Annotated in this window: 21 protein-coding genes; 5 read left to right on the top strand and 16 right to left on the bottom strand. The window is 74.1% G+C overall.

Going from position 1 to position 24,802, the window contains the following annotated elements:
• Positions 1 to 67 precede the first annotated feature (67 nt).
• On the bottom strand, positions 68 to 727 hold the full coding sequence (locus ABTW87_RS21525) for a hypothetical protein (protein ID WP_350652710.1): 660 nt from the start codon (positions 725 to 727) through the stop codon (positions 68 to 70).
• Positions 728 to 778: 51 nt separating this feature from the next.
• Complete coding sequence (locus ABTW87_RS21520; protein ID WP_502891627.1) at positions 779 to 1,732, bottom strand: pirin family protein; 954 nt, start codon at positions 1,730 to 1,732, stop codon at positions 779 to 781.
• Between the two features lie 306 nt (positions 1,733 to 2,038).
• On the opposite strand from ABTW87_RS21520, the gene gdhA reads away from it, so the two are divergent.
• Entirely contained in the window at positions 2,039 to 3,376 is a 1,338-nt protein-coding gene (gdhA, locus tag ABTW87_RS21515) for an NADP-specific glutamate dehydrogenase (protein ID WP_350652706.1), read from the top strand.
• Between the two features lie 128 nt (positions 3,377 to 3,504).
• Complete coding sequence (locus ABTW87_RS21510; RefSeq protein WP_350652704.1) at positions 3,505 to 4,878, top strand: hypothetical protein; 1,374 nt, start codon at positions 3,505 to 3,507, stop codon at positions 4,876 to 4,878.
• 129 nt (positions 4,879 to 5,007) lie between these two features.
• Here the strand turns inward: ABTW87_RS21510 and ABTW87_RS21505 are convergent, their stop codons facing one another.
• The 3 genes from ABTW87_RS21505 to ABTW87_RS21495 form a co-directional block, all read right to left on the bottom strand.
• Complete coding sequence (locus ABTW87_RS21505) at positions 5,008 to 5,628, bottom strand: hypothetical protein (RefSeq protein WP_350652702.1); 621 nt, start codon at positions 5,626 to 5,628, stop codon at positions 5,008 to 5,010.
• 13 nt (positions 5,629 to 5,641) lie between these two features.
• On the bottom strand, positions 5,642 to 7,426 hold the full coding sequence (locus tag ABTW87_RS21500; protein ID WP_350652700.1) for a DUF4012 domain-containing protein: 1,785 nt from the start codon (positions 7,424 to 7,426) through the stop codon (positions 5,642 to 5,644).
• Positions 7,427 to 7,549: 123 nt separating this feature from the next.
• On the bottom strand, positions 7,550 to 8,761 hold the full coding sequence (locus tag ABTW87_RS21495; protein ID WP_350652698.1) for a glycosyltransferase family 4 protein: 1,212 nt from the start codon (positions 8,759 to 8,761) through the stop codon (positions 7,550 to 7,552).
• A 126-nt stretch (positions 8,762 to 8,887) separates the two neighbouring features.
• On the opposite strand from ABTW87_RS21495, the gene ABTW87_RS21490 reads away from it, so the two are divergent.
• On the top strand, positions 8,888 to 9,436 hold the full coding sequence (locus tag ABTW87_RS21490; RefSeq protein ID WP_350652696.1) for an arsenate reductase/protein-tyrosine-phosphatase family protein: 549 nt from the start codon (positions 8,888 to 8,890) through the stop codon (positions 9,434 to 9,436).
• Here ABTW87_RS21490 and ABTW87_RS21485 read toward each other — a convergent pair.
• Positions 9,417 to 10,871 (bottom strand): tyrosine-protein kinase domain-containing protein, encoded by a 1,455-nt coding sequence (locus tag ABTW87_RS21485; RefSeq protein WP_350652694.1) that lies wholly within the window; start codon positions 10,869 to 10,871, stop codon positions 9,417 to 9,419. The genes ABTW87_RS21490 and ABTW87_RS21485 overlap by 20 nt on opposite strands.
• 301 nt (positions 10,872 to 11,172) lie before the next feature.
• Between ABTW87_RS21485 and nhaA the strand changes: the two genes are divergently transcribed.
• The gene (nhaA, locus tag ABTW87_RS21480) at positions 11,173 to 12,486 is read left to right on the top strand and encodes a Na+/H+ antiporter NhaA (RefSeq protein ID WP_350652693.1); all 1,314 of its coding nucleotides are present in this window, start codon (positions 11,173 to 11,175) and stop codon (positions 12,484 to 12,486) included.
• An 87-nt stretch (positions 12,487 to 12,573) separates the two neighbouring features.
• Here nhaA and ABTW87_RS21475 read toward each other — a convergent pair whose 3' ends face one another.
• The 8 genes from ABTW87_RS21475 to ABTW87_RS21440 all read right to left on the bottom strand — a co-directional run bounded on the left by ABTW87_RS21475 (position 12,574) and on the right by ABTW87_RS21440 (position 19,524).
• Positions 12,574 to 12,771, bottom strand: a complete 198-nt coding sequence (locus ABTW87_RS21475) for a hypothetical protein (RefSeq protein WP_350652691.1) — start codon at positions 12,769 to 12,771, stop codon at positions 12,574 to 12,576.
• A gap of 100 nt (positions 12,772 to 12,871) precedes the next feature.
• Positions 12,872 to 13,459, bottom strand: a complete 588-nt coding sequence (locus ABTW87_RS21470) for a TMEM165/GDT1 family protein (RefSeq protein ID WP_350652689.1) — start codon at positions 13,457 to 13,459, stop codon at positions 12,872 to 12,874.
• Between the two features lie 220 nt (positions 13,460 to 13,679).
• Complete coding sequence (gene egtD / locus ABTW87_RS21465; RefSeq protein WP_350652687.1) at positions 13,680 to 14,645, bottom strand: L-histidine N(alpha)-methyltransferase; 966 nt, start codon at positions 14,643 to 14,645, stop codon at positions 13,680 to 13,682.
• Between the two features lie 36 nt (positions 14,646 to 14,681).
• The gene (gene egtC / locus ABTW87_RS21460) at positions 14,682 to 15,428 is read right to left on the bottom strand and encodes an ergothioneine biosynthesis protein EgtC (protein WP_350652686.1); all 747 of its coding nucleotides are present in this window, start codon (positions 15,426 to 15,428) and stop codon (positions 14,682 to 14,684) included.
• A gap of 13 nt (positions 15,429 to 15,441) precedes the next feature.
• On the bottom strand, positions 15,442 to 16,779 hold the full coding sequence (gene egtB, locus ABTW87_RS21455; protein ID WP_350652684.1) for an ergothioneine biosynthesis protein EgtB: 1,338 nt from the start codon (positions 16,777 to 16,779) through the stop codon (positions 15,442 to 15,444).
• Entirely contained in the window at positions 16,776 to 18,008 is a 1,233-nt protein-coding gene (gene egtA, locus ABTW87_RS21450; protein ID WP_350652682.1) for an ergothioneine biosynthesis glutamate--cysteine ligase EgtA, read from the bottom strand. Before egtA ends, egtB begins: the two co-directional genes overlap by 4 nt.
• A 141-nt stretch (positions 18,009 to 18,149) precedes the next feature.
• Positions 18,150 to 18,878: a hypothetical protein gene (locus ABTW87_RS21445; RefSeq protein ID WP_350652681.1), complete on the bottom strand. Its 729-nt coding sequence runs from the start codon at positions 18,876 to 18,878 to the stop codon at positions 18,150 to 18,152.
• Positions 18,879 to 18,894: 16 nt separating this feature from the next.
• On the bottom strand, positions 18,895 to 19,524 hold the full coding sequence (locus ABTW87_RS21440) for an RNA polymerase sigma factor (RefSeq protein WP_350652679.1): 630 nt from the start codon (positions 19,522 to 19,524) through the stop codon (positions 18,895 to 18,897).
• A 542-nt stretch (positions 19,525 to 20,066) separates the two neighbouring features.
• Here ABTW87_RS21440 and ABTW87_RS21435 point away from each other — a divergent pair.
• Positions 20,067 to 21,434: a serine/threonine-protein kinase gene (locus ABTW87_RS21435; RefSeq protein ID WP_350652677.1), complete on the top strand. Its 1,368-nt coding sequence runs from the start codon at positions 20,067 to 20,069 to the stop codon at positions 21,432 to 21,434.
• 22 nt (positions 21,435 to 21,456) lie between these two features.
• On the opposite strand, the gene ABTW87_RS21430 is transcribed toward ABTW87_RS21435, so the two are convergent.
• Entirely contained in the window at positions 21,457 to 23,940 is a 2,484-nt protein-coding gene (locus ABTW87_RS21430; RefSeq protein ID WP_350652675.1) for an ABC transporter permease, read from the bottom strand.
• Entirely contained in the window at positions 23,937 to 24,725 is a 789-nt protein-coding gene (locus ABTW87_RS21425) for an ABC transporter ATP-binding protein (RefSeq protein ID WP_350652673.1), read from the bottom strand. The genes ABTW87_RS21430 and ABTW87_RS21425 overlap by 4 nt, the downstream gene beginning before the upstream one ends.
• Positions 24,726 to 24,802: the final 77 nt, after the last annotated feature.

Below are 24,802 nucleotides of genomic sequence, written 5' to 3'. Positions count from 1 at the left end.
AGCATACGACACGGCATCCACCGAACGGGTAGAAGTTTCGGATAAGTGTGGGAAGCCACACGTACGTTCAGCGGGTCACCTGCGCGTACTGCCCCTCCAGATCCACCCGCGCGAGGGCGCCCACCAGCCAGGCGAGGCGCTCGGACTCACCGCTGCCGGCCAGCCCGGCCAGGTCGTCGGCCGAGCGCCCGAGTCCGAGCTTCCGCGCCGCGGCCAGTGCCCGCCGGTCCGCGACCGGCGCGACCTCCCGCCACAGCGCCTGCGCCTCGCGGAGGAAGAGGTCGACCACCGTGGCGTCCACCCCGGGCAGCTCGGTCAGCAGGGCACGCTCCCGCTCCGGGTCGTGGTGGGCGACGGCGCGCAGCCGGCGCAGGTCACCCCGGTACCGGTCGACGACGGTCTGCGCCAGGTCCCCGAGCGCGGTGGCGAGCCCGTCGACGTCACCGCGCTGCCCGCTGTCGCGCAGCACCCGCACCCGCTCGGCATGCAGGGAGCGGGCCAACCGGGCGGCACTGTCCCAGCCCTGCGCGTACAGGGCGTGCGCGCTGTCCAGGGCACGCCGGAAGTCGCCCCGTCGCGACAGCAGCACGGCGAGGCAGAGGATCTGGAACAGGCTCGACGGATTGTTGACGACCCGGAAGCCGTACTGCTCGGCGAAGCCGCGCCCGCTACCGGCGAGCCGGCGGACCAGGCGCTTCTTGTCCTCGATGGTGGCGTTGGTCGGCATGGGCGGCGACTACCCGTCCGGGCCGCCGACACTCCTGGCGGTCGGTACGCCTCAGCCGTGCACGCCACCGCTGCGGTCGCGGGCCTTCAGCCTGGTGGTGGGCAGCGCCGGCGCGGGCAGCGGTGGGGCCGGGTCGTCGGCGACGGTGCCGAAGCGCCGCCCCGCCATCCAGTCGTCCCGGGCCGCGACGACCTCCTCGTGCGAGCGGCCGACGAAGTTCCACCACATCACCAGCGGCTCCTCGAACGGTGTCCCACCGAGCAGCAGCAGCTGGCTGCCCGGCTCGCCGCGCAGGGTGAGGCGCTCCCGTCCGCTGCCGAGGTAGAGAAGATCGCCGGGCTTGAGGTTCACGCCGTCGATGTCGCCGGCGCCGGACATGGCCAGCAGCCCGTACTCGAAGTCGGGCCGCAGCGGCAGCGTCGCCGGCGCCGGACCGACCGGCTCGAGCTGCGCGCCCAGCAGCGGCGTGTGCACGACGGCCGGGGACCGCTCCCCGCCCAACTCGCCGACCAGCAGGGTCACGTCGAGCTCGTCGTCGCGCCACCGGGGCAGCTCGGGATGGTGGGCGAAGTCCGGCGCGCCGGCCCGCGCGGGGTCCGGCAGCGCCACCCACAGCTGGACGCCGTGCATGAGCGGCGGGTGCGGCTGCGGCGAGCGCTCGGAGTGGGCGATGCCGTGCCCGGAGGTCATCACGTTGAGCTGGCCCGGCCGGATGGGCTGCACGTTGCCGAGGCTGTCGCGGTGCAGGATCTCCCCGTCCAGCAGCCAGGTCACCGTCTGCAGGCCGGTGTGCGGGTGCGGCGGCACCTCCATGCCGGGCCGCTCGGCGACGTCGTCCGGCCCGAAGTGGTCGACGAAGCACCAGGCGCCCACCAGGCGCCGCTGCCGCTGCGGCAGCAGGCGTCGCACGGTCGTGTACCGCCCGAGCGGAACGTCGTGGCCCGGCAGCAGCACGCTGCCGGGATCGGCCGCCGCCACACCCGGTGGTCGGGTTTCCGCCGGCATCTTCTCGGCACGCTCCACGACCCGACTGTACGCCGCCGGGCGCCCGCCCCAACCCGACAGTGGCGCCCGAACCTCGCGGGACGACCCGCCCGGAATCCCACTGTCGGAGATCGTGAGGGCCTGCCCCCGGTGCCGGACGGTGAGCCGCCAAGATCTGTCCGCAGGGGGTCTACGCTGGGAGAAGGCAAGACCGACAAGGATCCGTGAACCGGACCGGGGTCACGGTCCGTATCCGGAAGCGCTCGGCGGCACCGCCGGCAACGGGCGGCACCGAGGCCGCCGGAGCGATCGAAGGGACGTGTTCGGATGCCGGAAACGGTCGAGGCGATGTTCGCCCGCGTGGTCTCCCGCAACCCTGGGGAACCGGAGTTCCACCAGGCGGTCCGGGAGGTGCTGGAGAGCATCGGACCAGCCCTCGCGCGGCACCCGGAGTACGTCGAGGCGCGGATCATCGAGCGCATCTGCGAGCCGGAGCGACAGGTCATCTTCCGCGTGCCGTGGGAGGACGAACACGGCCGGGTGCGGGTGAACCGCGGCTTCCGGGTGGAGTTCAACAGCGCGCTCGGCCCGTTCAAGGGCGGGCTGCGCTTCCATCCGTCGGTGTACCTCGGGATCGTCAAGTTCCTGGGCTTCGAGCAGATCTTCAAGAACGCGCTCACCGGTCTGCCGATCGGCGGCGGCAAGGGCGGGGCCGACTTCGACCCGAAGGGCCGCTCCGACCGTGAGGTGATGCGCTTCTGCCAGAGCTTCATGACCGAGCTCTACCGGCACATCGGCGAGCACACCGACGTGCCGGCCGGGGACATCGGGGTGGGCGGCCGGGAGATCGGCTACCTGTTCGGGCAGTACAAGCGGATCACCAACCGCTACGAGTCCGGGGTCATCACGGGCAAGGGCCTGGCGTACGGCGGCGCGCAGGTGCGGCGCGAGGCGACCGGGTACGGGGCGGTGTTCTTCGCCGAGGAGATGCTGCGACAGACCGGGGACAGCATCGAGGGCAAGCGCGTGGTGGTCTCCGGTTCCGGGAACGTGGCGATCTACGCGATCGAGAAGGCGCACCAACTCGGCGGCAAGGTGGTCGCCTGCTCCGACTCCACCGGCTACCTGCTGGACGAGAAGGGCATCGACCTGGAGCTGCTGCGGGAGTTGAAGGAGGAGCGCCGCGGCCGCCTGGACGACTACGTGCGTCACGTGCCGCACGCGGTGGCGGTGTCCGGTCGTACCGTCTGGGAGGTGCCCTGCGACGTTGCCCTGCCGTGTGCGACGCAGAACGAGATCGGCGGCGCGGAGGCCGCGGATCTGGTGGCCGGCGGCTGCGTCGCGGTGGTCGAGGGCGCGAACATGCCGACGACGCCGGAGGCGGTGCGGATCCTGGGGCGCGCCGGTGTGCGGTTCGCGCCGGGCAAGGCGGCGAACGCGGGCGGCGTGGCGGTGAGCGCCCTGGAGATGCAGCAGAACGCCAGCCGCGACTCGTGGACGTTCGCCCACTCGGAGCAGCGGTTGCGGGACACGATGCGGGACATCCACGCCCGCTGCTGGGCGACCGCTGAGGAGTACGGGCTGCCGGGCGACTACGTGGCCGGCGCGAACATCAACGGGTTCCGCCGGGTGGCGGAGGCGATGCTGGCGCACGGGCTGGTCTGACTGACCGGTTGGTCAGTCAGCCATTGACGGCGATGGAACGGCGTGCCTACCGTCGGATCCCTACCGACCGGTAGGCACCACCTGCCCGGCCCACCACCGGGCGGCCACCGTCCCGAGCGGGAGCGCCGATGCCGTCCTCGACCGTCCGTACCCTCCGCCGCCTGCTCGGTGCCGGCGTCGCCCTGACCCTCACCGTCGGGCTCGCCGGCGCCGGGCCCGCCACCGCCACCACCGGCGACCGCCACGCCGACGGCACGCAACCCCTGCCCGGCTACACAATCAGCAATCCGCCGCTGCAGCCGCTGGTGGTCGGCGGCGCGCCGACCACCGTCCGGCAGGGCGTGCACCGCCACTCCGGCTACATCATCGAGGTGCCGCGGCAGTGGAACGGCGACCTGGTGATGTGGGCGCACGGCTACCGGGGGCAGACCACCGTCCTGTCGCCGGAGCCGCCGGCGTACGGGCTGCGGCAGCGCCTGCTGGAGCAGGGGTACGCCTGGGCGTCCTCGTCGTACTACCGCAACGGCTTCGACATCCGCGCCGGCGTGCTGGGCACGAAGGACCTCGCCGACCACTTCCGGCGCGTCGTCAAGCGCCCGCATCGGACGTACCTGGCGGGCGTGTCGATGGGCGGCTACGTCCTCGCCCGATCACTGGAGCAGTACCCCGGCTACTACGCGGGCGGGCTGCCCATGTGCGGCGTGCTCGGTGACCAGACGTTGCTGGACTTCTTCCTCGACTACAACCTGGTCGCGCAGGCCCTCGCCGGCGTGCCGGCGTATCCGACGCCGCCGGACTACCTGACCAACGCGGTGCCGCGGATCCAGGTCGCCCTCGGGCTCACCGGGGTCATGCCGACCAGCCCGGGGATCACCAACGAGCGGGGCCGTCAACTGCGGGACATCACCATCAACCGCTCGGGCGGGCCGCGCCCCGGCGCGGAGGCGACCTTCGCGGTCTGGAAGGACTTCCTCTTCGCCATCAGCGCCACCGAGGGCGGCGACTCCCCCGCCGAGCGCCCGGGGCAGCTCGCCACCAACCTGCTGACCCGGTACGCCCCGAACAGCCCGGTGGACGTCAACTCCGCCGTGCAGCGGGTCGCGCCGGAGAACCTGTGGCAGCGGCTCCTCCCGACGCTGACCGAGGTGCCGCGGATCGCCGGCCGTCCGACCGTGCCGGTGTTGAGCCTGCACAACCTGGGCGACCTGTTCGTCCCGTTCTCGATGGAGCAGGCGTACGCCCGGGACGTCGCGAGGCACGGCCGCAGCCGGCTGGTCGTGCAGCGGGCCATCCGGGCGGTGCAGCACTGCGAGTTCACCCCGGCCGAGGCCGGCGCCGCCTGGGACGACCTGACCTCCTGGGTACGCACCGGCAAGCGCCCGGCCGGCGACACCGTCACCGACCCGGCGGTGGTGGCGGCGGCGAACTACGGCTGCCGGTTCAGCGACGCGGCCGCGTACGCCGCTGGAGTCGGCACCCGCCGGCTGTACCCGGCCTGTTAACAAGGGGCCCTTTCACTACCGCAGGCGTTAAGAAGGGGCCCTTCCTTGCACGGGTGGGCGCCCGTCGGAGGTTGCTCCGACGGGCGCCCGTCGCACGGTTCTCCGGGCCCTGCCCGGCGTGGTTACCGGTCAGCGCACGCCCCGGCCGTTGAGGCGGTGGCGCTGGCGCCACGCGAAGGTCATCAGCAGCAGGACGGCACCGACGGCGACGAGCCCGCCACCGACCTTCATCGGCGTGCTGGTGCTGTCGCCGGTGACCGGCAGACCGCCGCCACCCCGGCCCACGACGGTCACCTGCGCGGTGTCCGTACGGCGCGACTCCCCGATGGCGCGGAAGGTGAAGTACCCGGTGCGGCGCGGCTTGTAGGTCACCTCGAACGTGCCGTCGGCCAGAGCGCTGAACTCCCGGATGTCGGGCTCGTCGCGGACCGGCCGGGCGACCGGCGCCATCGCGATCCGGTCTCCGTTGCTGCCGCGCACGGCGGTCATCGCGTTGCCCAGCGGCCTCGACGACACCTCGATGCGGATTCGCTCACCTGGGTTCCAGCCCCGGCCGAACAGGGTGACGGTCTCGCCGAGGACGATCCGGGGATCGTCCACGGTCAGCTCGACCCCGCCGCCCGGCGGGTACACCGGCGGTTGTGTGGTCACTGTTGGCGCCGGCTGCGGCTGCGCCGCCCCCGCCGCGGTCGGCACGGCCACCACGGCCAGTCCGACCGTGAGCGCCATGATGATGCGGGATAGCCGCATGATTGGTTCCCTCCTACTGGTCACAGCTTGGTGCGGTAACTACTTGGGTGGTCCATGGGGTGGCGGTGGGGGTCAGCCAGAGTTCGGCCGTTCCGCTGCCGGTCTTCGCGGTGTGCACGGTCACCTCCACGGTGCGGGCGGTGCCCGGTGGCACCTCCACGCTGGCCGTGGCCACCTGCCGCTTCCGCTCGGTACCGGCCCCGACCGGCAGGTCGTTGCCGTCGAGTCGGGCGCCTGCCACGCCGCCACCGGCGGGGCTGTAGACCGACACCAACGTCCGGACGGTGTACGGGTCCCCGGCCAGGCCGAGCCCGAGGACGGATGTGCTGAGCCCGTTCTTCGGTGCCGCCGAGCGCAGGGTGATCCGCAGCCGCAGTTCCCTGGTGCCGTCGGACTGGCAGTCTCCGACCGTCAGGGTCGCCTCCGGCCGGAGGTAATAGCCGAGCTTCGCGCCGCTGCCGTCGTTGAGAAAGACGCCGACCGTCGGCACGGTGTCCTGTTCCGGAAGCACACCGGCCATCCGGCTGTCGACGAGCGTCCGCTGCTCTTCCGGTCGGGCACTCCAGAACAATATCCGGCGTTCGGTGACAGCACGGTCGAATGCGGACAAAACTCCGCGTGGGTCAACCGTCTTGGTGAACAGCGCGTCGAAGACGGCCGCGGCGGCGGCACCGAAGTATTCGTCCTGCTCACGTGGCTTGAGGTGTTGATACGTGTCGTTGAGCAGGGTCCGGACGACGGTGTCGGCGGCCAGCGGCGCACCCCCGGGCACCAGGACCGGGCCGGTGACCTTCAGCAGGTACGAGAGCACGACCGGGTCGGTGGCGAGCACGCCGTCCACCGCCGTACCCGTGTGGCGCCGGAACATCTCCCGGTACAGGGCGGCCGCCGTCGGGAAGTGCGGGCTGAGATTGACGTCGGCGGGGTAGATGCCGGGCAGGTCGCCCCAGAGCGCGTGGACCTCGGCCGGCACCTTCAGCGACTTCTCGAAGCGCCCCAGTTGGACCGCGGTGCCCTGCTTGCCCAGCCGTACCCGCCCGTTCTCGGCCTCGAGCACGGCGTGCGCGCCGATCATGCCGCCGGTCGCCCGCAGCTCGGCGGGATTCTGGAACACCAGCAGGTAGCTGCGGGGACCGTCGACGCCGAGCAGCGGCGGCAGCAGCCGCGACGCCTGGCCGGCGGCGCCGGTCAGGTCGGCCAGGCGGTCGATCTCCCCGCGCAGGTCGGCGAGGGCAGCCCGGACCTGGGCGACCAGACCGGCGGTGGGCGCCTCGGTGAGGCTCTCCCGGGCCTGCCGGACCGTGGCGTCGACGGCCTGGAGGTCGGTCGCGAGGGCCCGCAGGCCGCGCACGTCGAGGCGTCCCTCCTTTGGCAGCAGGGTGGTCAGGTCGGCACGGAGCAACGGCGGGAACGCCTCGCGGGCCAGGTCGTCGATCGCGACGGCGATCTGCCGGACGGCCACGAGATTGTCCCCGGCGTACGGGGCCTGCCGGCCGAGCCACCAGCCCGGGTCCTCGGTGGCCCGGCGGGCGGCACCCGCCTGCTCCTGGAGCGCGGCGAGCGTACGCTGGGCCCGCTCGGTGTCCCCGCCGACCAGCTGCGCGCTCAGGTCCCGGGCCAGCCCGGCGGCGTTCACCAGGTGGGCGCGCGCCTGCCAGCCGCGGAAGCCCACCCAGCCGGCCGAGACCAGTAGCACCGAGCCGGCCACCAGGGCGGCCAGCAGTGCCCGCCGCAGCCGGGCACGCCGACGCCGGCGGGACCGACCGCGCCGCTGGCGCGGGGCGTCACTCTCGGCCACTTACACCACACTCCGTCTCCCCCGAAATCGGACAGTCGGGTCGATACCTCATGTCGTTCTAACACCGTAACGACATAGGTGTGTGGTTATGACGGGATTGAGTGATTGTGAGTGTGCTTCGGCTCAGCGGGCCGCGGCGACGTCGTACAGCAGTCGCTCGATGCGCTCCACGCCGGCCGGCATTGACATCTGCCGCAGGTACGCCTCCCGGCCGCGGCGCCCCATCTCGTCGCGGGCCGGCGGCGGGATCGTGGCGGCCAGCCAGAACCGATCGGCGAGCGTCGCCCAGTCCTCCGGTGGGCAGGAGAGCCCGGCGCGGGCGCGTTCCACCACCTCGGCGGTGTCCCCGCCGGCCGACGCGATGACCGGCGCGGCACAGGACAGTGCCGCCTGGAGCTTGCCGGGCAGCGTGCCGCGCAGCTCGGGCAGGTCCCGGAGCATGACCAGCTGGTAGTCGGCCGCCGCGTACAGGTCCGGCATGTCCAGCGGCGAGCGCCGCTCGACGAACCGCACGTTGTCGGCCCGCAGCTCGGCGGCGAGCCCCCGCACCCGCCGCTCCTGCTCGCCCGATCCCACCAGGACCAGATCCGTCGTGCCGTCGAGGGCGGCCGCCGCCCGTACCGCGGTCTCCAGGCCCTGCCGCGCGCCGATCGTGCCGGCGTGCATGACCACGCACCGGTCGTCGCGCCGCACCAGCCGGCGGGCCGCCGCGCTGGGCCGGGCGGGGTGGAAGATCCGCTCGTCGGTCCAGTTCAGCACGACCTCGACCCGGTCCGGATCGGCGCCCGCGGCCACGACTAACTCCCGCAGGGAGGGCGCGGCGACCGCGATCGCGTCGGCGGCCCGGTAGGTTCGCGCCATCGCCCCGGCGATCCGGGCGGCCCACCGTCCGTGCTCGCCGGTCGCGGGCACGTCCTCGGTCCACACGTCCTGCACATGCAGGACGGTCGGCACCCGGCCGAGCAGCCGGAGCAGGCCGGCCGCGGCGAACGCGGTGGCCGGCGGCTGGTGGACGTAGAGCGCGTCGACCCCGGCCAGGAACCGGCGGCCGACCAGCGACGCGCTGCCGGCGAAGGAGAGGTAGCCGGCGACCCGGCCGCGAACCGACCCGTCTCCCCCGGCATAGCGGGGCACCCGGCGTACCGTGAGCCGCTCGCTGCGGGTCTCGTGGTGCCAGCGCTGGCGCCAGCCCGGATAGACGTGCCCGCCCGGGTAGTCCGGGAACCCGGTCAGCACCCGCACCTCGTGACCGCGGCGGGCCAGTTCCTCGGCCAGGCTGCCCGGGATGAAGGCGGGTTCCGGCGGGAAGTGGTAGGTCAGGATGCCGATCCTCATCGCTGCTCCCCCGTGCTCGGCGCGGCGTCCTGCCGGCGCCGGCCGCTGTCCGCGTACGATTCCGGCAGCCCCTCCGCGTCCGGCCGCCCGTGCCGGACGACAGTCACGTCCGGATGAGGGGTCTCGATGGTCGACCGGGTGCTGTTCGTCTGCCACGCCAATCTGTGCCGGTCGCCGATGGCCGAGTACCTGGCCCGTCGGCTGCTGGCCGGCCGACCGGTCGAGGTGTCCAGCGCCGGCACGGACGCCGTCGAGGGGCTGGCCATGCACCCGTACGCGGCGGAGATCGCCGCCTCGACCGGCGCGGACCCGGCCGACTTCCGCAGCCGCCGGCTCTGCCGGGAGCACCTGGCCGGCGCGACGCTCGTGCTGACGGCGACCCGCCGCCAGCGCTCGCTGTGCAGTGCCCTCGCGCCGGCCGCGCTGCACCGGACGTTCACCCTGCGCCAGTTCGGCCGGCTCGCCGCCGCGGCGGAACCGGCGTCGCCGGAGGAGTCGCTGCGGGCCGCGGTGCAGGCCGCCGCCCGCGCCCGGGGGCGGCTGCAACCAGCCACCCCCGACACGGATGACCTGCGGGACCCGATCGGCGGTGGGGCCGCCGACTTCCGACGCTGCGCCGAGGAGATCGAACGATCGCTACGACCCCTCGCCGCGCTCATCGGGACAGCCGGGTGAGTTCCTGCGTACGGTCGCTGACCACGCCCGCCTCGGCCGGCGCCGCGTGCCGGGGGGTGGAGACCCGCTCGGCCGGCAGCTCTGCCGCCACGACCACCCGGTACGCCTCGTACTGGTAGGCCTCGGCCTTCGGCACCTTCGCCATGTTCAGCACGCAGCCCAGCATCCGGACGGACACCGAGTGCAGGGACCGCGCGGCCGTGGCCACCTGCGACCGCGACGTCCGGCCCTGCTGGGTGACCAGGAGAGCGCCGTCGGCCTGGACGGCGACGACCACGCCGTCGGTGACCGCGAGCAGCGGCGCCGTGTCGATGATGACGATGTCGGCCGACTCGCGCAGCGCCAGCAGCAGGTCCGCCATGGCCTTCGAGCCGAGCAGCTCGCTCGGGTTGGGCGGCGCGGAGCCGCTGGGCAGCACCAGCAACGACTTGTCGCCCCACCGCTGCACGACGTCGCCGACCTGCACGTCGCCCACGAGCACGTCGGTGAGCCCGACGCCGTTGTCCAGCCCCAGGTAGTCGCCGACCTTCGGCCGGCGCAGGTCGGCGTCGACAAGCAGCACCCGCCAGCCGGCCTCGGCGAGGGCGATGGCGAGGTTGCAGGAGAGGGTGGTCTTGCCCTCCCCCTGGAGCGCGCTGGTGACCGCGATGACCCGGGCGGGCTCGTGCACGTCGACGAAGCGCAGGTTGGTCCGCAGTTTGCGGACCGCCTCGGCCCGCGCGGAGGTCGCCGCCTCGCCGACGATCAGCGGCGACGCCTTCGCGGTGGCCTCGAAGGGGATCTCGCCGAGCAGCGGGCTGCCGGTGACGCGCTGGAGGCCGGCGGCGTCGCGCAGCCGGACGTCGGCGAGCCCGCGCAGGATCGCCAGGCCCACGCCGGCGAGCAGGCCGAGCAGGGCGCCGACGGCGAAGTTGCGGACCGGTTGCGGGTAGACCGGCGTCGGGCTGACCGCCGGACCGCTGACCACCTCGATCTTGATCGGGCCCGCCTTGCCGTCGGGCGTGGTCTCGACCTTCTGCACGAGCTCCACGAACTTCGCCGCCAGGGCCTCGGTCACCCGCAGCGCCCGGGTCTGGTCGGTGTCGGTGACCGAGGCGCGCAGCAGGACCGTGCCGTTCTCGGTGGCGGTGCTGACGCGACTCTGGACCTGCTCGGCGGTCAACCCGACCTGGTTGTCGGCCACCACGCTCTGCGCGAGGCGGTCGCTGGTGAGCAGCTCCGCGTACGACTTGACGCGCTGCTGGAGAAAGAGCCCGCCCTGATAGGCGTCGGTCACGCCCTGGCTCGGCGTGGTGACGAAGAAGGTCACCGATGCGACGTACCGGGGCTGAGCCCGGACGGTGACCAGGGCGGTGACGCCCAGCGCGACCATGAGCGTGACGAGCACGATCCACCAGTGCCGGCGCACCAGGCGGAGGTGACGGAACAGGTCCATCAGGCGGGCCTCCGAACCAGGCCGGTAACGCCAAAGAACTTCACGAAAACCCCCAAGGTCGACTTAATCGCGTGAAACCATTAAAGCGGCTCATGCGTCTAATGTCCGGAGTTATGTCATTTCACCGATCAGACACGGCGCACGATTGTCCCTACCGGACAAACGGAAAGGCGCGGGCGAGGTCACGTCGTCTCCGCTCGCCGTCCGTGATCCGCCTGGATAGGGTGGAGATCGGTGTGCCGGGAAGCCTGGTCGGCAATGGATCCCTGCTGCCCCGATTCCACCAGGATGGACCGCGCGTATGACCGACCGCACCCCGAACGACGGCCGCGCCCGCCGCCTCTTTTCGCGTACCTCCTGGCCGGAGGCCCGCTTCCTGGCCGACGTGCTGCGGACCGAGACCGTCGGCGGGGGCCTGCTGCTGCTCGGCGCGATCCTGGCACTCGTCTGGGCGAACTCGCCCTGGGGGGACTCCTACACCGCGCTGACCCGGTGGGTGCCGTGGCCGGGCGGAGCCGATCTGCACCTGGACCTGAGCCTCGGGGCGTGGGCCGCCGACGGCCTGCTGGCGATCTTCTTCTTCGTGGTCGGGTTGGAGCTCAAGCGGGAGTTCGTGGCCGGGGAACTGCGCGACCCGCGCCGCGCCGCGCTGCCGGTCGTCGCGGCCATCGGCGGAATGGCGATTCCCGCACTGATCTACGTCGGCGTCAATCTCGGCGCCGGCGGCGACAACCTGCGCGGCTGGGCCATCCCCACCGCCACCGACATCGCGTTCGCGCTGGCGGTGCTCGCCGTCATCGGCTCCCACCTGCCGCAGGGTCTACGGGCCTTCCTGCTCACCCTCGCCGTGGTCGACGACCTGCTCGCCATCACGATCATCGCCATCTTCTACACCGACGACTTCCACCTGCTCCCGCTGCTCGGCGCGCTGGTACCGATCGCGCTCTTCGCCCTGCTCGTGCAGCTCCGCAAGACGTGGTGGTGGGCGCTGATCCCGCTGGCCGTGGTGGCGTGGACGCTCGTGCACTCCTCCGGCGTGCACGCCACGATCGCCGGAGTGCTGCTCGGCTTCGCCGTCCCGGTGCTGGGCGGCCGCGACGGTGACCGGCACGGGCTCGCCGAGCACCTCGAACACCGCTGGCGGCCGGTCTCCGCCGGCTTCGCCGTCCCGGTGTTCGCCTTCTTCGCCGCCGGGGTGTCGCTGCGCGGCGCCGACCTGGGCGCGGTGGTCACCGACCCGATCGTCATCGGCATCGTCGCCGGCCTGGTGCTCGGCAAGGTGCTCGGCATCTTCGGCTCGACGTTCCTGCTGGCCCGGTTCACCCGTGCCCGGCTCGACGAGGACATCACCTGGACGGACCTGCTCGGCGTCGCCCTGCTGGCCGGCATCGGTTTCACCGTGTCGCTGCTGATCGGCGAACTCGCCTTCGGCACCGGCACCGCCGCCGACGACAACGTCAAGGCGGCGGTGCTCAGCGGCTCGGTGATCGCGGCCCTGCTCGCCTCCGCCGTCCTGGTCCGCCGCAACGCCGCCTACCGGCGGATCGCGGCGGCGGAGCGGGTCGACGCCGACCAGGACGGGATCCCCGACGTCTACCAGCACCGCAACGGCTGACCGGCCCTCAGGTCGCACCCGGGCGCAGGGGACGAGACGACGGCGGATGCCGGGACCGGCCGTCGGCCCCGGCACCCGCCGTCGGTCTCAGGCGCGCCGTTCGGTACGGCGGCGCTCCTCCTGCTCGTCGGCCAGGGCGTCGCTGACCGGCTCCATGAGGTCGTCGCCGGGCACCGCCACCTCCTCGGCCCGGTCCTGTTCGTCCGCCCGGCCGCCCGGCGGCGGCTGGGGCGCCGTGGCGCCGCCCGCGAACCCGTACTCGTTCGGCTCGTCGTGCCTGCTCATGGGTCAACCTCCCGGAACGTCCGCTTCCGCCGCCCGCCGGCGGCGGCGTCGTGATCGTTCTTCCCCGGACGGGGTGCGGATACTCGCCTGCGCGCAGGCGTCAGGTGAGCTGACTGACCGCCTCCAGGATCAGCCAGAGCCCGCAGATCGCGAACAGGATCGCCGCGCCGTACTTCACGGTCTTCTCGGGCAGCTTCCGGCCGAGGATCCGCCCCAGGAGAATGGCGAGGGCGTCGGCGGCGACCATTCCGATTGTCGAGCCGATCCAGGTGCCGAACCAGCCGTACTGGGTGGCCAGGGTGATGGTGGCCAGCATGGTCTTGTCACCCAGCTCGGCGAGGAAGAACGCGACACCGACCGCCACGATCGCCGACCGGCTGGACTTCTCGGCCTTGCGCCGCTCCTCCGCGGTGAGGGTGTCGCCGCGCAGCGTCCAGGCGCCGAAGCCGAGGAACGCCACACCGGCGAGCAGCGCGATCCACTCGGTGGGCAGCGCGGCGCCCAGACCGTACCCGATCGCCACCGAGGCCAGGTGCACGACGGCCGTGGCCACCGTGATGCCGATCAGCACCGGCACCGGCTTGAATCGGGTCGCGAAGGTCAGCGCCATCAGCTGGGACTTGTCGCCCAGCTCGGCGACGAAGATGACGCCGAAGCTGACGACCAGCGCAACGAGGAAACCCTCCATGACATCCTTCCGGATCAGGCCGGGAGGAGGGCAAGGGCGACCTCGACCCGGCTGCACAAGCCTGGGTCGAAGGTCTCGCCCGCCCCGTCGGAACGGGGCCGCGTGGCCGGGCGCGGGACGCGCCAGTGTGTCGACCACGACATTGGGGGCTACTCCCCTTCGCGCCGTCCACCCTAACCGATCACGGACGGCCGACGAGGCGCCGGGTGGCCGGTCTCACCTACTCGGCCCGCGCGAGGGTGACACCGAACAGCCCGTCCGGGTCGGTCCAGAACTCGTGGGCGGTGAATCGCGCCGCCGCCAGCTCCGCCGCGATGCCCTCGGGCCGGAACTTCGCCGAGACCTCGGTCCGCAGTTCCTCGCCGGCGGCGAAGGCAACGTCGAGGTCGAGGACACGTACCCGCATCGGCCGCCGCGCGCGCAGCCGCATCTCGATCCACTCGTGTTCCGGGTCCCAGCACGCGACGTGGTCGAACGCCTCCGGGTCGAAGTCGGCGCCCAGCTCCCGGTTGATCACACGCAGCACGTTGCGGTTGAACTCGGCGGTCACCCCGGCCGCGTCGTCGTACGCCGGAACCACGACGGCCGGATCCTTGACCAGGTCGGTGCCGATGAGCAGCCAGTCCCCCGGCTCCAGCACGGCACGCATCGCGGCGAGGAAATCCCCACGCTCGGCCGGCAGGAGGTTGCCGATGGTGCCGCCGAGGAACAGCACGAGCCGCCGACCGCCGGCCGGCAGCCGGTCGAGATGCCGGGTGAAGTCCCCGACGATGCCCCGCACCCGCAGCCCCGGGTAGTCGGCGGCGATCCGCTCGGTGGACTGTCGCAGCGCACTGAGCGACACGTCCAGGGGCACGAACGTGCCCAGGTCACCGTGCCGGGTGAACGCGTCCAGCAGCAGCCGGGTCTTCTCCGACGAGCCGGAGCCCAGCTCGATCAACGTCTTGGCCCCGGTCACCGCGGCGATCTCGACGGCCCGCTCGACGAGCACCGCGCGCTCGGCCCGGGTCGGGTAGTACTCCGGAAGCCCGGTGATCTCCTCGAAGAGCTGGCTGCCCCGGGCGTCGTAGAACCACTTCGGCGGCAACCACTTCTCCCCGGCGGTGAGGCCGGCGCGAACGTCCTCCCGCAGCTGGCGCCCCAGGTCCTGCTCCTCGAGGTGGATCTCCAACGGCTCCGCGCGCATGTCTGCCCTTCCCGGTCGAGGTGTACATGTCAGTGGTCACACCTCCGCCAGGGCGCGGACCCGCACCCCGGTGGCGGTGGCCTCCACCAGCTGCCCGTCCGGCACCGCCTGCCAGCCGGGCGCGTCGTCGTGCGGCTCGGACGCCAGCAGCACCGAGGCCGGCGTCGTACGGATCGACAGTGCGTGCCCGGCCACGCTCGCCACCACCGTTTGCCCGTCGGTGAGCAGCACGTTGAGCCGCGAGCCGGGTGCGGCCCGGGCCACCGCCGCGACCGTTTCGGCGACCGCGCGGGCCGGCTTGATCCCGGCGCGCAGCCGGTGCCGGACCAGCGCCCACAGCAGCGCCGAGTCGGTGGCCGCGTCGAGGGTCAGCAGGTCGCGCACCGGCAGCGCGCCGGCGAGCGGGACCACGCTGTCGGGCCAGCCCCGCACCACACCGTTGTGGCTGAACAGCCACCGGCCCTCCGCGAACGGCGCGGCGGCCGAGTCGAGGACCGCCATTCCGACGGTCGCCGAGCGCACCGCCGCCAGGACCGCGCCGGCGGAGGTGATCCCGGCCAGCTGCGCGATCGTCGGGTCGCTCCAGATCGGCTGGGCCCGCCGGTAACGCACCGGCTCGCCGTCGCCCGGGTACCAGCCGACGCCGAACCCGTCCGCGTTTATCGTCCCGCCGCCGCGCATGTCACGCGGCGCCCAGGACTGCCGCACGAGTGAGTACGGCGGGTCGAACAGCAGCTCCCGGAGGGTGACCGGCGGCCCCAGGTACGCCAGGTGGCGGCACATCAGGCAGCGGCCCTCACGCTCGCGCCTCCTCGGCGGTGGCGTCCCGGGCGCAGCGGAAGCCGCTGAAGATCTGCCGCCGGATCGGGAAGTCCCAGTTGCGGAACGTGCCCCGACAGGCGGCCCGGTCGGTGCCGAACGACCCGCCGCGCAGCACCCGGTGGTCGTCACCGAAGAAGACCTCGGAGTACTCCCGGTACGGGAAGGCCGTGAACCCGGGATGGCCACGGAAGGTCGTCGACGTCCACTCCCACACGTCACCGATGAGCTGGTGGACGCCCAGCGGCGACGCGCCCGCCGGGTACGCGCCCACCGGCGCCGGCCACAGGTGCCGCTGACCGAGGTTGGCGTGCTCGGCCGTCGGGTCGGCGTCGCCCCACGGGTAGCGGCGGGACCGGCCGGTCGCCGGGTCCCACCGGGCCGCCTTCTCCCACTCCGCCTCGGTCGGCAGCCGCTTGCCGGCCCAGGCGGCGTACGCCTCGGCCTCGTACCAGCTCACGTGCACCACCGGCTCGTCATCGCGCACGGGCGCCCACCGGCCGAAGCGGCGGTACGCCCAGCCGTCGCCGTCGCGCCGCCAGTGCATCGGGGCGGTCAGCCGGGCCTCCTGCCGGTGTGCCCAGCCGGCCGCGCTCCACCAGCGCGGGTCGTCGTAGCCGCCGTCGGCGATGAACGCCGCGTACGCGTCGTTGGTCACCGGCGCCGCGTCGATGACGTACGCCGGCACGTGCACCCGGTGGGCGGGCCGCTCGTTGTCGAGCGCCCACGGGTCGGTGTCGGTGCCCATGGTGAACTCGCCCGCCGGGATCAGCACCTCCCCGCCCACCCGGGCCCGCGGCTCGGGTGGCGGCGGCGCGTGCAGCACGGCCGGGCCGGAGCGCAACTGGTGGGTGGCGAGCATGGTCTCGTCGTGCTGCTGCTCGTGCTGGACGATCATGCCGAAGGCGAACCCGTCGACCACCAGCGGCCGGTCCCCGAAGGTGACCCGGTCCAGCAGGTCGTGCACCTTGTCGCGAACGGTCGCCACGTACGCGCGGGCCTCCGCCGGCGGCAGCAGGGGTAGCGCCGGGCGGTCCTTGCGGGGCTGTTTGAACGCGTCGTACAGGTCGTCGATGTCCTGGCGGACCGGCGCCCGGCCGCCGACGTCCCGCACCAGCCACAGCTCCTCCTGGTTGCCGACATGAGCGAGATCCCACACCAGCGGCGACATCAGCGGTGAGTGCTGCCGCACCAGCTCCGCGTCGTCGACCGCGTCGGTAAGCGCCGCGGTGCGGGCGCGGGCGCGCTCCAGCTCCTCGGCGATCCGGCCGCGCAGCGCCTCCCCGTCCCGCCGGTCGGTCGTCGTCTCGGTCACGGGTGCCTCCTTCCGGCGGCGTCACGCCGCCGTCGTACGGCTCGGTCGATCTCGTCGTGCAGTGCGGCCGGCAGCCCCAGCCGGGGCAGGGCGGCCAGGGCCAGGTCGAGCAGGTCGGCCGCCGCCGCCGCGAGGCCCCGGTCGTGCAGACCGTGCCGGGCGGCGGCGCTCCATCGGTGAGACTGGAGGCCGGCCGCTGCCCGCGCGGCGCGCGTGGCGACCGGATCGGCGAACAGCGCGGCGAGCACCGCCACCGGCACGGACCAGGAACCCGCCGGCTGCGCGTCGAGGTAGCGCAGCTCCAGGTAGCCGCGCGGCCGTACCGGCGGGAAGAGCGTGCTCACGTGATAGTCGAGGTCGTCGGTGGTGGGCGGCCGGGGCAGCGCGCCGTCGAGCCAGTCGGCGAAGGTGACCCCGGCCGGAGGTGTCCAGTCCGGCCCGTCACGCAGGCAGAGCAGGGGCGCGGCGAGGACGTACGCCGTCCAGCCGGCGACCGGGTCGGCGTCGCCCTGCTCCGGAGTCCACACCGGCCGGGTGCGCGCCGGGTCGATGGCGAGCCACGCGGCCATCCGGGCCGACGCGTACCCGGTCGGTCGTCCGGCGTGCCGGCCGGCGTTGGCGAAGGCGGCGAGCAGGGGCGGGCCCACGGCGTGCGCGGCGGCCCACCGGTCGGCCAGTTGGTCCGTCTCACCGGCGTCGAGGCAGACCTGGAGGCCGGCGGTGCTGTACATCATGGTGCGCCCGGCCGGCCCGCGTCGGTCGAAGACGCGCCGCATCGCTAGGTAGCGGGGGGTCTCGACCATCGGGCGGGGTGGCCGGTGCTCATCGATTCCGGCACCGCCGAGAACCAGTCCGGCGCTGCTCAGGCGGCCCGCGAGCTGGTCTGTGTCGGCATCCGCGGCGGCGACGAGGGCGGCGATCGAGGTACGCGGCGCGGTGGAGATCTCCACCTGCCCGCCCGGCTCGACGGTCACGGAACTGCCGTGCCGGAGCTCAGAAGCGGGGCTCGTGCTGTCCAGTGTGCGAGGGCTGTGCGGCCCCAGCGCGGCCCGCAGCCGGTCGGCCTCGACCGGGCGGGCGGGGTCGACGGCGTCGTGCACCGTCCATTCGAGCTCGACCCCGATGTGCCGCGGCGGCCCGGTCTTGAAGCAGATCCGGGCGAGGTGGCCCGCGGCGGCGGTGGTCGAGGTCAGGACCGTGACCCGGTCCACCTCCGGCGACGTCACCACAGGTTGGACCTCCTTCGCCGCGCCGACGTCCGGTCCGTGTCACCGTAACGCGACCCACCGACATCGGCGGGCGCCTCCGGGGCCGGCCTCCTTCTGTCTAGCAGATCGGCGCGGCGCGACCGGCGCGAACGCGAGCCGGGCTCAGTCGGCGGAGGGTTCCGGTTCGGGCTTCCCGGTGGCGGGCGGCGCAGGCTCGCCGACCAGCTCGGTGCAGTAGGTGGTGACCCGGTCCCGACCGCCGGCGGCGGTCACGAGGTCGGCGAAGGCCGGCTTGTCCAGGGCCTTCTCCCGCTGGGCCGGTGACTTCGCCAGGTACGCCTTGCAGTGCCCCGCCAGCCGCTGGGACGGTCCCGCAGACGAGGGCGACGGCGCGCCGGTGGTCGGCGTTCCGGCGCTCGGCGCGCCGGTGGTCGACCCCGGTCCGCTGGAGGTCGGGCCCCCGCTCGGCGTACCGGAGGTGCCGTCACCACCCGGGCGGGTCGGGCTCGCCGGCGCACTGTCGCTGGTCAGCGGGGCGGGCGTGACCGGCCGGGGTGGGATCGGGAGACCCGGGCGGTCGATGGTGGCCGCCGCGAAGGCGACACCGGCGGTAGCGGTGACCGCGATGCCGGCGGCCCACGCCACCGCTCCGGCGCGGATCGGCCGGCGGCGGCGCGGCGGCTCCGCCGGGCGGACCGGCGCGACCCGCGCGGCCCGGAAGGCGGCCAGGGCGGCCTCCTCCCCGGCGAGTTCGTCGGGCCGGGCCGGGGCGGCCGCGGCGGACAGCAGCCGGGCGACCGGGTCGGCCCCAGTCGGTGGCACACCGGCACCGGCGTCGAGCAGCCGGTCGAGTTCGGCGCCGCCGTGCCGCGCGGAGCGGCGGAAGATCATCCTGTATCCCCTCACGTCAGCCGTCCGCCGGCTCGGCGTGCGGCGCCCGCCGTCGGGCGTCGCGGGGACGGGGTGGGGTCGTGCCCTCGGTCTCGGCGGCCTCGCCCGCCGCGCTCCGGCGCTCCATGAGCGCGGCGAGTCGCCGCAGGCCGCGGTGCGCGGCGGTGCGGACGGCACCCGGGCGCCGGCCGAGCACCCGTCCCGCGGTCTCCGCGTCCAACCCGATGACCGCCCGGAGCAGGACCGCCTCGGCCTCCCGGGGCGGAAGGGTCGCGATCAGCGCCAGCGCCGCCTCGGTGCCGATGGTCTCGCCGGCACGCTCAGCCGTGTCGGCGTCGCCGGGAAGCTCGCTCAACGCCTGCACCGGCACGGGGAGCGAGGGGCGCCGCCGCTGCCGGCGCAGGTGGTCCATCGCCCGGTTCCGGGCGATGGTCACCGTCCAGGCGCGGAACTCCCCGCCGGCGAAGCCCGGCAGGTCCCGGGCCACCTGCAGCCACGTCTCCGAGGCGACGTCCTCGGCGTCGGCGCCGACCAGCGCGGTCAGGTAGCGCAGGAGACCGGGCTGGAGACTGCGGTAGAGGAAGCGGAAGGCTTCCTCGTCGCCGGCCTGCGCCGCGACGACGGCCTCGTTCAGCTCTTCCGTCACGCCGCTCGCTTCCGTCCGGTGGCCGCACAGCCGGGCCGGCACCCATCGGCACCGTCGCGCGTGACCACCAACCGGTCCGGCGACCGGACCTGATCCCGCACCCTCAGCCCCCCGCTGCCCGCTCACGCCGGAGCCTGCCGGCCCGACCTTACGCCTGGCCCCCGCCAGGGCGGCCCCGGCCATCGGCGGTCGTCGCCGATGGCCGCATGCGGGCCAGAGTCGCGCCAACGGTAGGAGCGGCCGGCCGATCGGACAAGTCGCCCGCGCTCAGGAAAAGAGAGAGAATTATCAAGCCGATCGGACGGCGTGTTGCCGTAACGTGATCACCGCCAACGGCGCTGCGGAGCCGAACGACCGGGATGGCCGGTGGCGTTCGCCCAGCTTAGGTCACGGTTGGGCGGGTCGGCTCACCCACCGTAGCCGGAACGCCACACCACGCCGGAGTCGGGTCCGCACCGGCCGCCGCCGGATCAGCGGCCGGCCGGCTGGGGGCGGCCCGGTCAGGGCGCGTCGAGAGTGCCCACGGTGGGTACGGTATTGCTGTGTTGGCTTCGGGTGTCGTGCTCAGCGGGCGGTACCGCCTGGACGAACGTGTCGCCACCGGCGGCATGGGGGACGTCTGGCGGGGCACCGACCTGGTCCTGGGCCGGCCGGTGGCGATCAAGGTGCTGCTGCCCGCGCTGGTGTCCGACCCCGACTTCATCGCCCGCTTCCGGGCCGAGGCACGGATCATGGCCGCGCTGCGGCACCCCGGCATCGTCCAGGTCTTCGACTCCGGCGAGGACCTGCTGGCCGACGGCAGCCGCGCCGACTACCTGGTCATGGAGTTCGTCACGGGCGAGCCGCTGTCCCGGCGGATCGAGGCCGCCGGGAGGCTCGACGTCGCCGAGACGATGTCGATCGTGGGGCAGGTCGCGCAGTCCCTGCACGCCGCGCACCGGCGCGGCATCGTGCACCGCGACGTCAAGCCCAGCAACCTGCTGGTGCAGGAGGACGGCAGCGTCGTCCTCGTCGACTTCGGGGTCGCCCGTTCGACGAACGTCACAAGCATCACCAGCACCAACGCCGTACCGGGCACCGCGCTCTACATGGCGCCGGAGCAGGCGGCCGGGCGACCCGTCTCGGGGGCCACCGACATCTACGCGCTGGGGGCCGTCGCCTACTGCTGCCTCAGCGGCAGTCCCCCGTTCACCGGCGACAACCCGCTGCAGGTCGCCGTCCGGCACCTCGACGACGAGCCGCCCGAGCTGCCCCACGACATCCCGGAGGCGGTCCGGGCGCTGGTCGGCCGGGCCCTGGCGAAGGACCCGGCGGACCGGTTCAGCAGCGGCGCGGCGATGGCCGCGGCGGCCCGCGCCGCCGTGTCGGATCCGTCGGCGCCCACCGCGATGGTGGCCGCGGCCGGGCCGGGGTCGCTGCGCGGAGCGGGTCCGGCCACCCGCGCCGACGTCGCCGTGGCCGAGCCGCCCGCCCGGGCCCGCCGGGGGCCGCTGGTCGGGGCGGCGGCGGCCGTGCTGGTGGCGGTGGCCGGCCTGGGCACCGCCATCGGGCTCAGCGGGGCGGCGAACGCCCCGGCGGTCCAGGTGCCGACGCCGAGCAGCACGCCCGCCGACGACGCGACGAGCGTCGACGCCGTGCCGGTGCTGCCGGTGGAGAGCTCTCCGACTCCGCAGCGCTCGTACCGGCCGACCGGGTCCACCGGCAGCCCGTCCCCGTCGACGTCGACGACGCCGGACCCGTCGCCGACCCCGAGCGAGCAACCGACCAGCCCGCCGCCCACCACGGCCCCGACCACGACGACGCCGGCTCCCACGACCACCACCACCGAACCCGAAACGCCCCCCACGACCGCACCCGTGGATCCACCGCCCGACCAGGGCACCGTCCCCGACGTCCCCGGCGGCGCCTGACGACGGCGCACGGCCGCGTGGCTCACTGAACGCCGAGCGCCTCCACGACCGGCCGGGACAACGCGCGGCGGGCGGGCAGCATCGAGGCGGCCAACGCGGCCAGCACCGCCACACCGAGGATCAGCCCGAGCCGGTCCATCGGCAGCACCACCACGAGTTCGCCGGTGAGCCGGCCCAGCAGGGCCATCGCCGCCGCGCTCACCGCGGTGCCCAGGCCCACCCCGAGCACGGCCCCGACCAGCGCGGTCAGCACCGCCTCGACGGCCAGCATCAGGCGCATCCGGCCCCGGGTCAGGCCGACCGCGCGGAGCACGGCGTTCTCCCGCGTCCGCTCGACCGCCGACAGGGTGAGCGTGTTCGCGACGCCGACCAATGCGATCACCACGGCCAGGCCGAGCAGCCCGGTGACGACGGCGAGCAGCATGTCCACCGTGCCGGTGAGCATCTTCTTGTACGCGCCCTGGTCCATCAGGTTGACCGTCGGGTAGCGGGTGACCACCGCCTCGATCGCCGCCCGGGCCTCGTCCGGGCCGACGCCGGTCGCCGGCTCGATCTCGGCGAGGTGGCCCCGCTCGTCGGGGAACAGGGCGGTGAAGTCGGCGTCGACCACGTGGACGACGTGCCCGTCCGGCACCGTGCTGCCCGCGAACGCGGGACCGTCGTCGGTGACCACCGCCGCCACCCGCAACGGCCGGTCACGGACCGTGACGGTGACGCCGGTGGTCCAGCCGCGCTCGGCGGCAAGTTCGCGGCCGACGAGCGCGGTTCCCGGCCCGAGGAGGTCCGGGTCGCCCGCGTGCACGCCGGTGAGGGTCCGACCCAGCAGCGCGGGGTGCGCGGCCCGGATCTCGACATCGGCCCAGACGGCGCTGCGCTGCTCGTGGACGACCGCGAGTTCCGGCCGCGCGCGGAGTTCGCCCGCCACCGGGGCCGGCAGGTTCCCGCCGATCCCGGTGACCAGCCAGTCCACGCCGATCTCGTCGTCGACGCTGCGCTCGATGCCCACCTTGGCGCTCTGCGCACCGACCACGAAGGCGGAGACCAGACCGATGCCGATGACCAGGGCGGTCGCGGTCGCCGCGATCCGGCGCGGGTTGCGGACGGCGTTGGCCACCGCGAGGGTGGCGGTCGCGCCGAGCAGCCGGCGCGCCGGCAGGCCGAACACCCGCACCAGTGCGGGGACCAGCACCGGCCCGAACAGGACGATGCCGAAGAACGCGAGCACGCCGCCGGCCGCGACGAGCGGGACCTGGCCGGCGGGTGCGGCGCCGACCAGCGCGGCGACCCCGGTGGCGAGCACCAGCGCGCCGGCGACCAGGCGGAGCCGTCCGGCCCGCCGGGTCGGCTGGACCGCCGAGTCGGTCAGCGCCGCCACCGGGGCGACGCGGGTGCCACGCCAGGCCGGGGCGACGGCGGCGCCCACGGTGACCGCCGTGCCCAGCGCGAGACTTGCCAGCACGGTGGGGACCGTGACGGCGAGCCCGCCGGGCAGCGGCGCGTCGAGCCGGGACATCAGCTGGCTCAGGCCGACCGCCAGACCCGCGCCGAGCACGACGCCGGCGGCCGACGCGGCCAGCCCCACCAGGGCGGCCTCCAGCATCGCGGCCCGGAACACCTGCCCGCGGGTGGCGCCGACCAGCCGCAGCAGGGCGGTCCGGCGGGTCCGCTGGGCCAGGACGATCGCGAACGTGTTCGCGATGACGAAGCCGGCCACCACGACCGCCACCGCCGCGAAGGTGAGCAGCACCAGGTTGAACTGGTCCAGGTCGCGAACGGCGTCCTCGACCGCCTCGTCGAGGATGCGGTCGCGGGACTTCACGGCCGTGGCGGTGCCGGCCGCACCCGCCACCGCGTCGGCCACGGCCGGACCGTCGGCCCCGGGCGCGGTCGCGACCATGATCCGGTCGTAGCCGCGCTGCCCGGTCACCGCGAGCGCGTCCGCGCCGACCAGACCGATGAACGGGCCGCCGACGTCGCGCGGAGTGGCGTCCACGTCGACGGTGCCGACCAGGATGTACGGGCGGGCGGCGCCGCTCGCGCCGCCGACCCGGACCGGTGCGCCGAGGTTGAAGCCCTCCGCGGATGCCGTCGACGCGTCGAGGACCACCTCACCGGGCCGGTCGGGCAGCCGGCCGGCCACCACGTCGTACGACCGCAGCGCGGGATCGGTGGGGATCGCGGCGAGCACCGCGTAGCCGAGCACCGGCCGGCCGTCGGAGCCGACGACGCCGCCGGAGCCGAGCAGCTCGCCCTCGGCGGCGACGACACCGGGCACGGCCCGGACCCGCTCCACGAGCACCGCCGGCAGCGGCTGCTCGCCGGCCGGGTAGACGCCGAGGTCGGTGTGACGGTCGAAGGTGGCCGCCCGGTCGTACGCGCCCGCGCGCATGCCGTCGACGAACATCAGCGTGCCGGCGACGAACGCGACGCCGAGAACCACGGCGAGGGCGGACAGCAGCAGGCGCAGCGCCTCCGCCCGTAGCGAGCTCAGGGTCAGCCGGATCACCGGGCCACCGTCCCGCCGGTCGGACGCCGGGCCGGGTCGAGGCCGGCGAGGGCGTCGAGCACCCGCTCGGCGGTGGGCTCGGCGAGATCCCGCACGAACCTGCCGTCGGCCAGGAACACCACCCGGTCGGCGTGGCTCGCGGCGACCGGGTCGTGGGTCACCATCACGACGCTCTGGCCGAGGCTGTCGACGGCCTCGCGGAGCAGCCGCAGGACCTCCGCGCCGGAGCGGGAGTCGAGGTTGCCGGTGGGCTCGTCGGCGAAGATCACCCAGGGCTTCGTGATGAGGGCCCGCGCGACCGCCACCCGCTGCTGTTGTCCACCGGACAGCTCTGCCGGCCGGTGCCGCAGCCGATCGCCGAGGCCGACGGCGGCCACCACCTGCCGCAGCCAGGCCGGGTCGGGGCGCCGGCCGGCGATCGCCATCGGCAGCACGACGTTCTCCTCGGCGGTGAGCGCCGGCAGCAGGTTGAACGTCTGGAACACGAACCCGATCCGGTCCCGGCGCAGCAGGGTCAGACCCCGGTCGTCGAGACGGCCGAGATCGGTGCCGCCGACGCGGACCGTCCCGCCGTCCGGTCGGTCCAGGCCGGCGAGACAGTGCAGCAGGGTCGACTTGCCGGAGCCGGACGGGCCCATGATGGCGGTGAACGCGCCGGCCGCGAAGTCGACGTCGACGCCGTCGAGGGCGAGGACGGCGGCCGGGCCGGTGCCGTAGCGGCGGGTCAGGCCGTGGGCGGTCACCGCGACCCCGGCGGTTGCGGGCGCGGGTGGTGCGACGGGCATGCGTGCTCCCCGTGAGGATCGGAAACGGAAACGTCTCCGACGCTATGGGCGCACCGTGCCGGTGGCGTCCGCCCACG

It is taken from the genome of Micromonospora sp. NPDC126480 (assembly GCF_040302465.1).
Lineage (GTDB): Bacteria > Actinomycetota > Actinomycetes > Mycobacteriales > Micromonosporaceae > Micromonospora.
Note: the sequence above shows the minus strand (reverse complement) of the source record. Positions and strands in the feature narration are given on the sequence as shown.

What these genes read in the sequence shown, in the direction of transcription:
- ABTW87_RS21525 (WP_350652710.1), bottom strand. Translation starts at nt 727, where the DNA reads ATGCCGACCAACGCCACCATCGAGGACAAGAAGCGCCTGGTCCGCCGG.
- ABTW87_RS21520 (WP_502891627.1), bottom strand. Translation starts at nt 1,732, where the DNA reads ATGCCGGCGGAAACCCGACCACCGGGTGTGGCGGCGGCCGATCCCGGC.
- gdhA (WP_350652706.1), top strand. Translation starts at nt 2,039, where the DNA reads ATGCCGGAAACGGTCGAGGCGATGTTCGCCCGCGTGGTCTCCCGCAAC.
- ABTW87_RS21510 (WP_350652704.1), top strand. Translation starts at nt 3,505, where the DNA reads ATGCCGTCCTCGACCGTCCGTACCCTCCGCCGCCTGCTCGGTGCCGGC.
- ABTW87_RS21505 (WP_350652702.1), bottom strand. Translation starts at nt 5,628, where the DNA reads ATGCGGCTATCCCGCATCATCATGGCGCTCACGGTCGGACTGGCCGTG.
- ABTW87_RS21495 (WP_350652698.1), bottom strand. Translation starts at nt 8,761, where the DNA reads ATGAGGATCGGCATCCTGACCTACCACTTCCCGCCGGAACCCGCCTTC.
- ABTW87_RS21490 (WP_350652696.1), top strand. Translation starts at nt 8,888, where the DNA reads ATGGTCGACCGGGTGCTGTTCGTCTGCCACGCCAATCTGTGCCGGTCG.
- ABTW87_RS21485 (WP_350652694.1), bottom strand. Translation starts at nt 10,871, where the DNA reads ATGGACCTGTTCCGTCACCTCCGCCTGGTGCGCCGGCACTGGTGGATC.
- nhaA (WP_350652693.1), top strand. Translation starts at nt 11,173, where the DNA reads ATGACCGACCGCACCCCGAACGACGGCCGCGCCCGCCGCCTCTTTTCG.
- ABTW87_RS21475 (WP_350652691.1), bottom strand. Translation starts at nt 12,771, where the DNA reads ATGAGCAGGCACGACGAGCCGAACGAGTACGGGTTCGCGGGCGGCGCC.
- ABTW87_RS21470 (WP_350652689.1), bottom strand. Translation starts at nt 13,459, where the DNA reads ATGGAGGGTTTCCTCGTTGCGCTGGTCGTCAGCTTCGGCGTCATCTTC.
- egtD (WP_350652687.1), bottom strand. Translation starts at nt 14,645, where the DNA reads ATGCGCGCGGAGCCGTTGGAGATCCACCTCGAGGAGCAGGACCTGGGG.
- egtC (WP_350652686.1), bottom strand. Translation starts at nt 15,428, where the DNA reads ATGTGCCGCCACCTGGCGTACCTGGGGCCGCCGGTCACCCTCCGGGAG.
- ABTW87_RS21445 (WP_350652681.1), bottom strand. Translation starts at nt 18,878, where the DNA reads ATGATCTTCCGCCGCTCCGCGCGGCACGGCGGCGCCGAACTCGACCGG.
- ABTW87_RS21425 (WP_350652673.1), bottom strand. Translation starts at nt 24,725, where the DNA reads ATGCCCGTCGCACCACCCGCGCCCGCAACCGCCGGGGTCGCGGTGACC.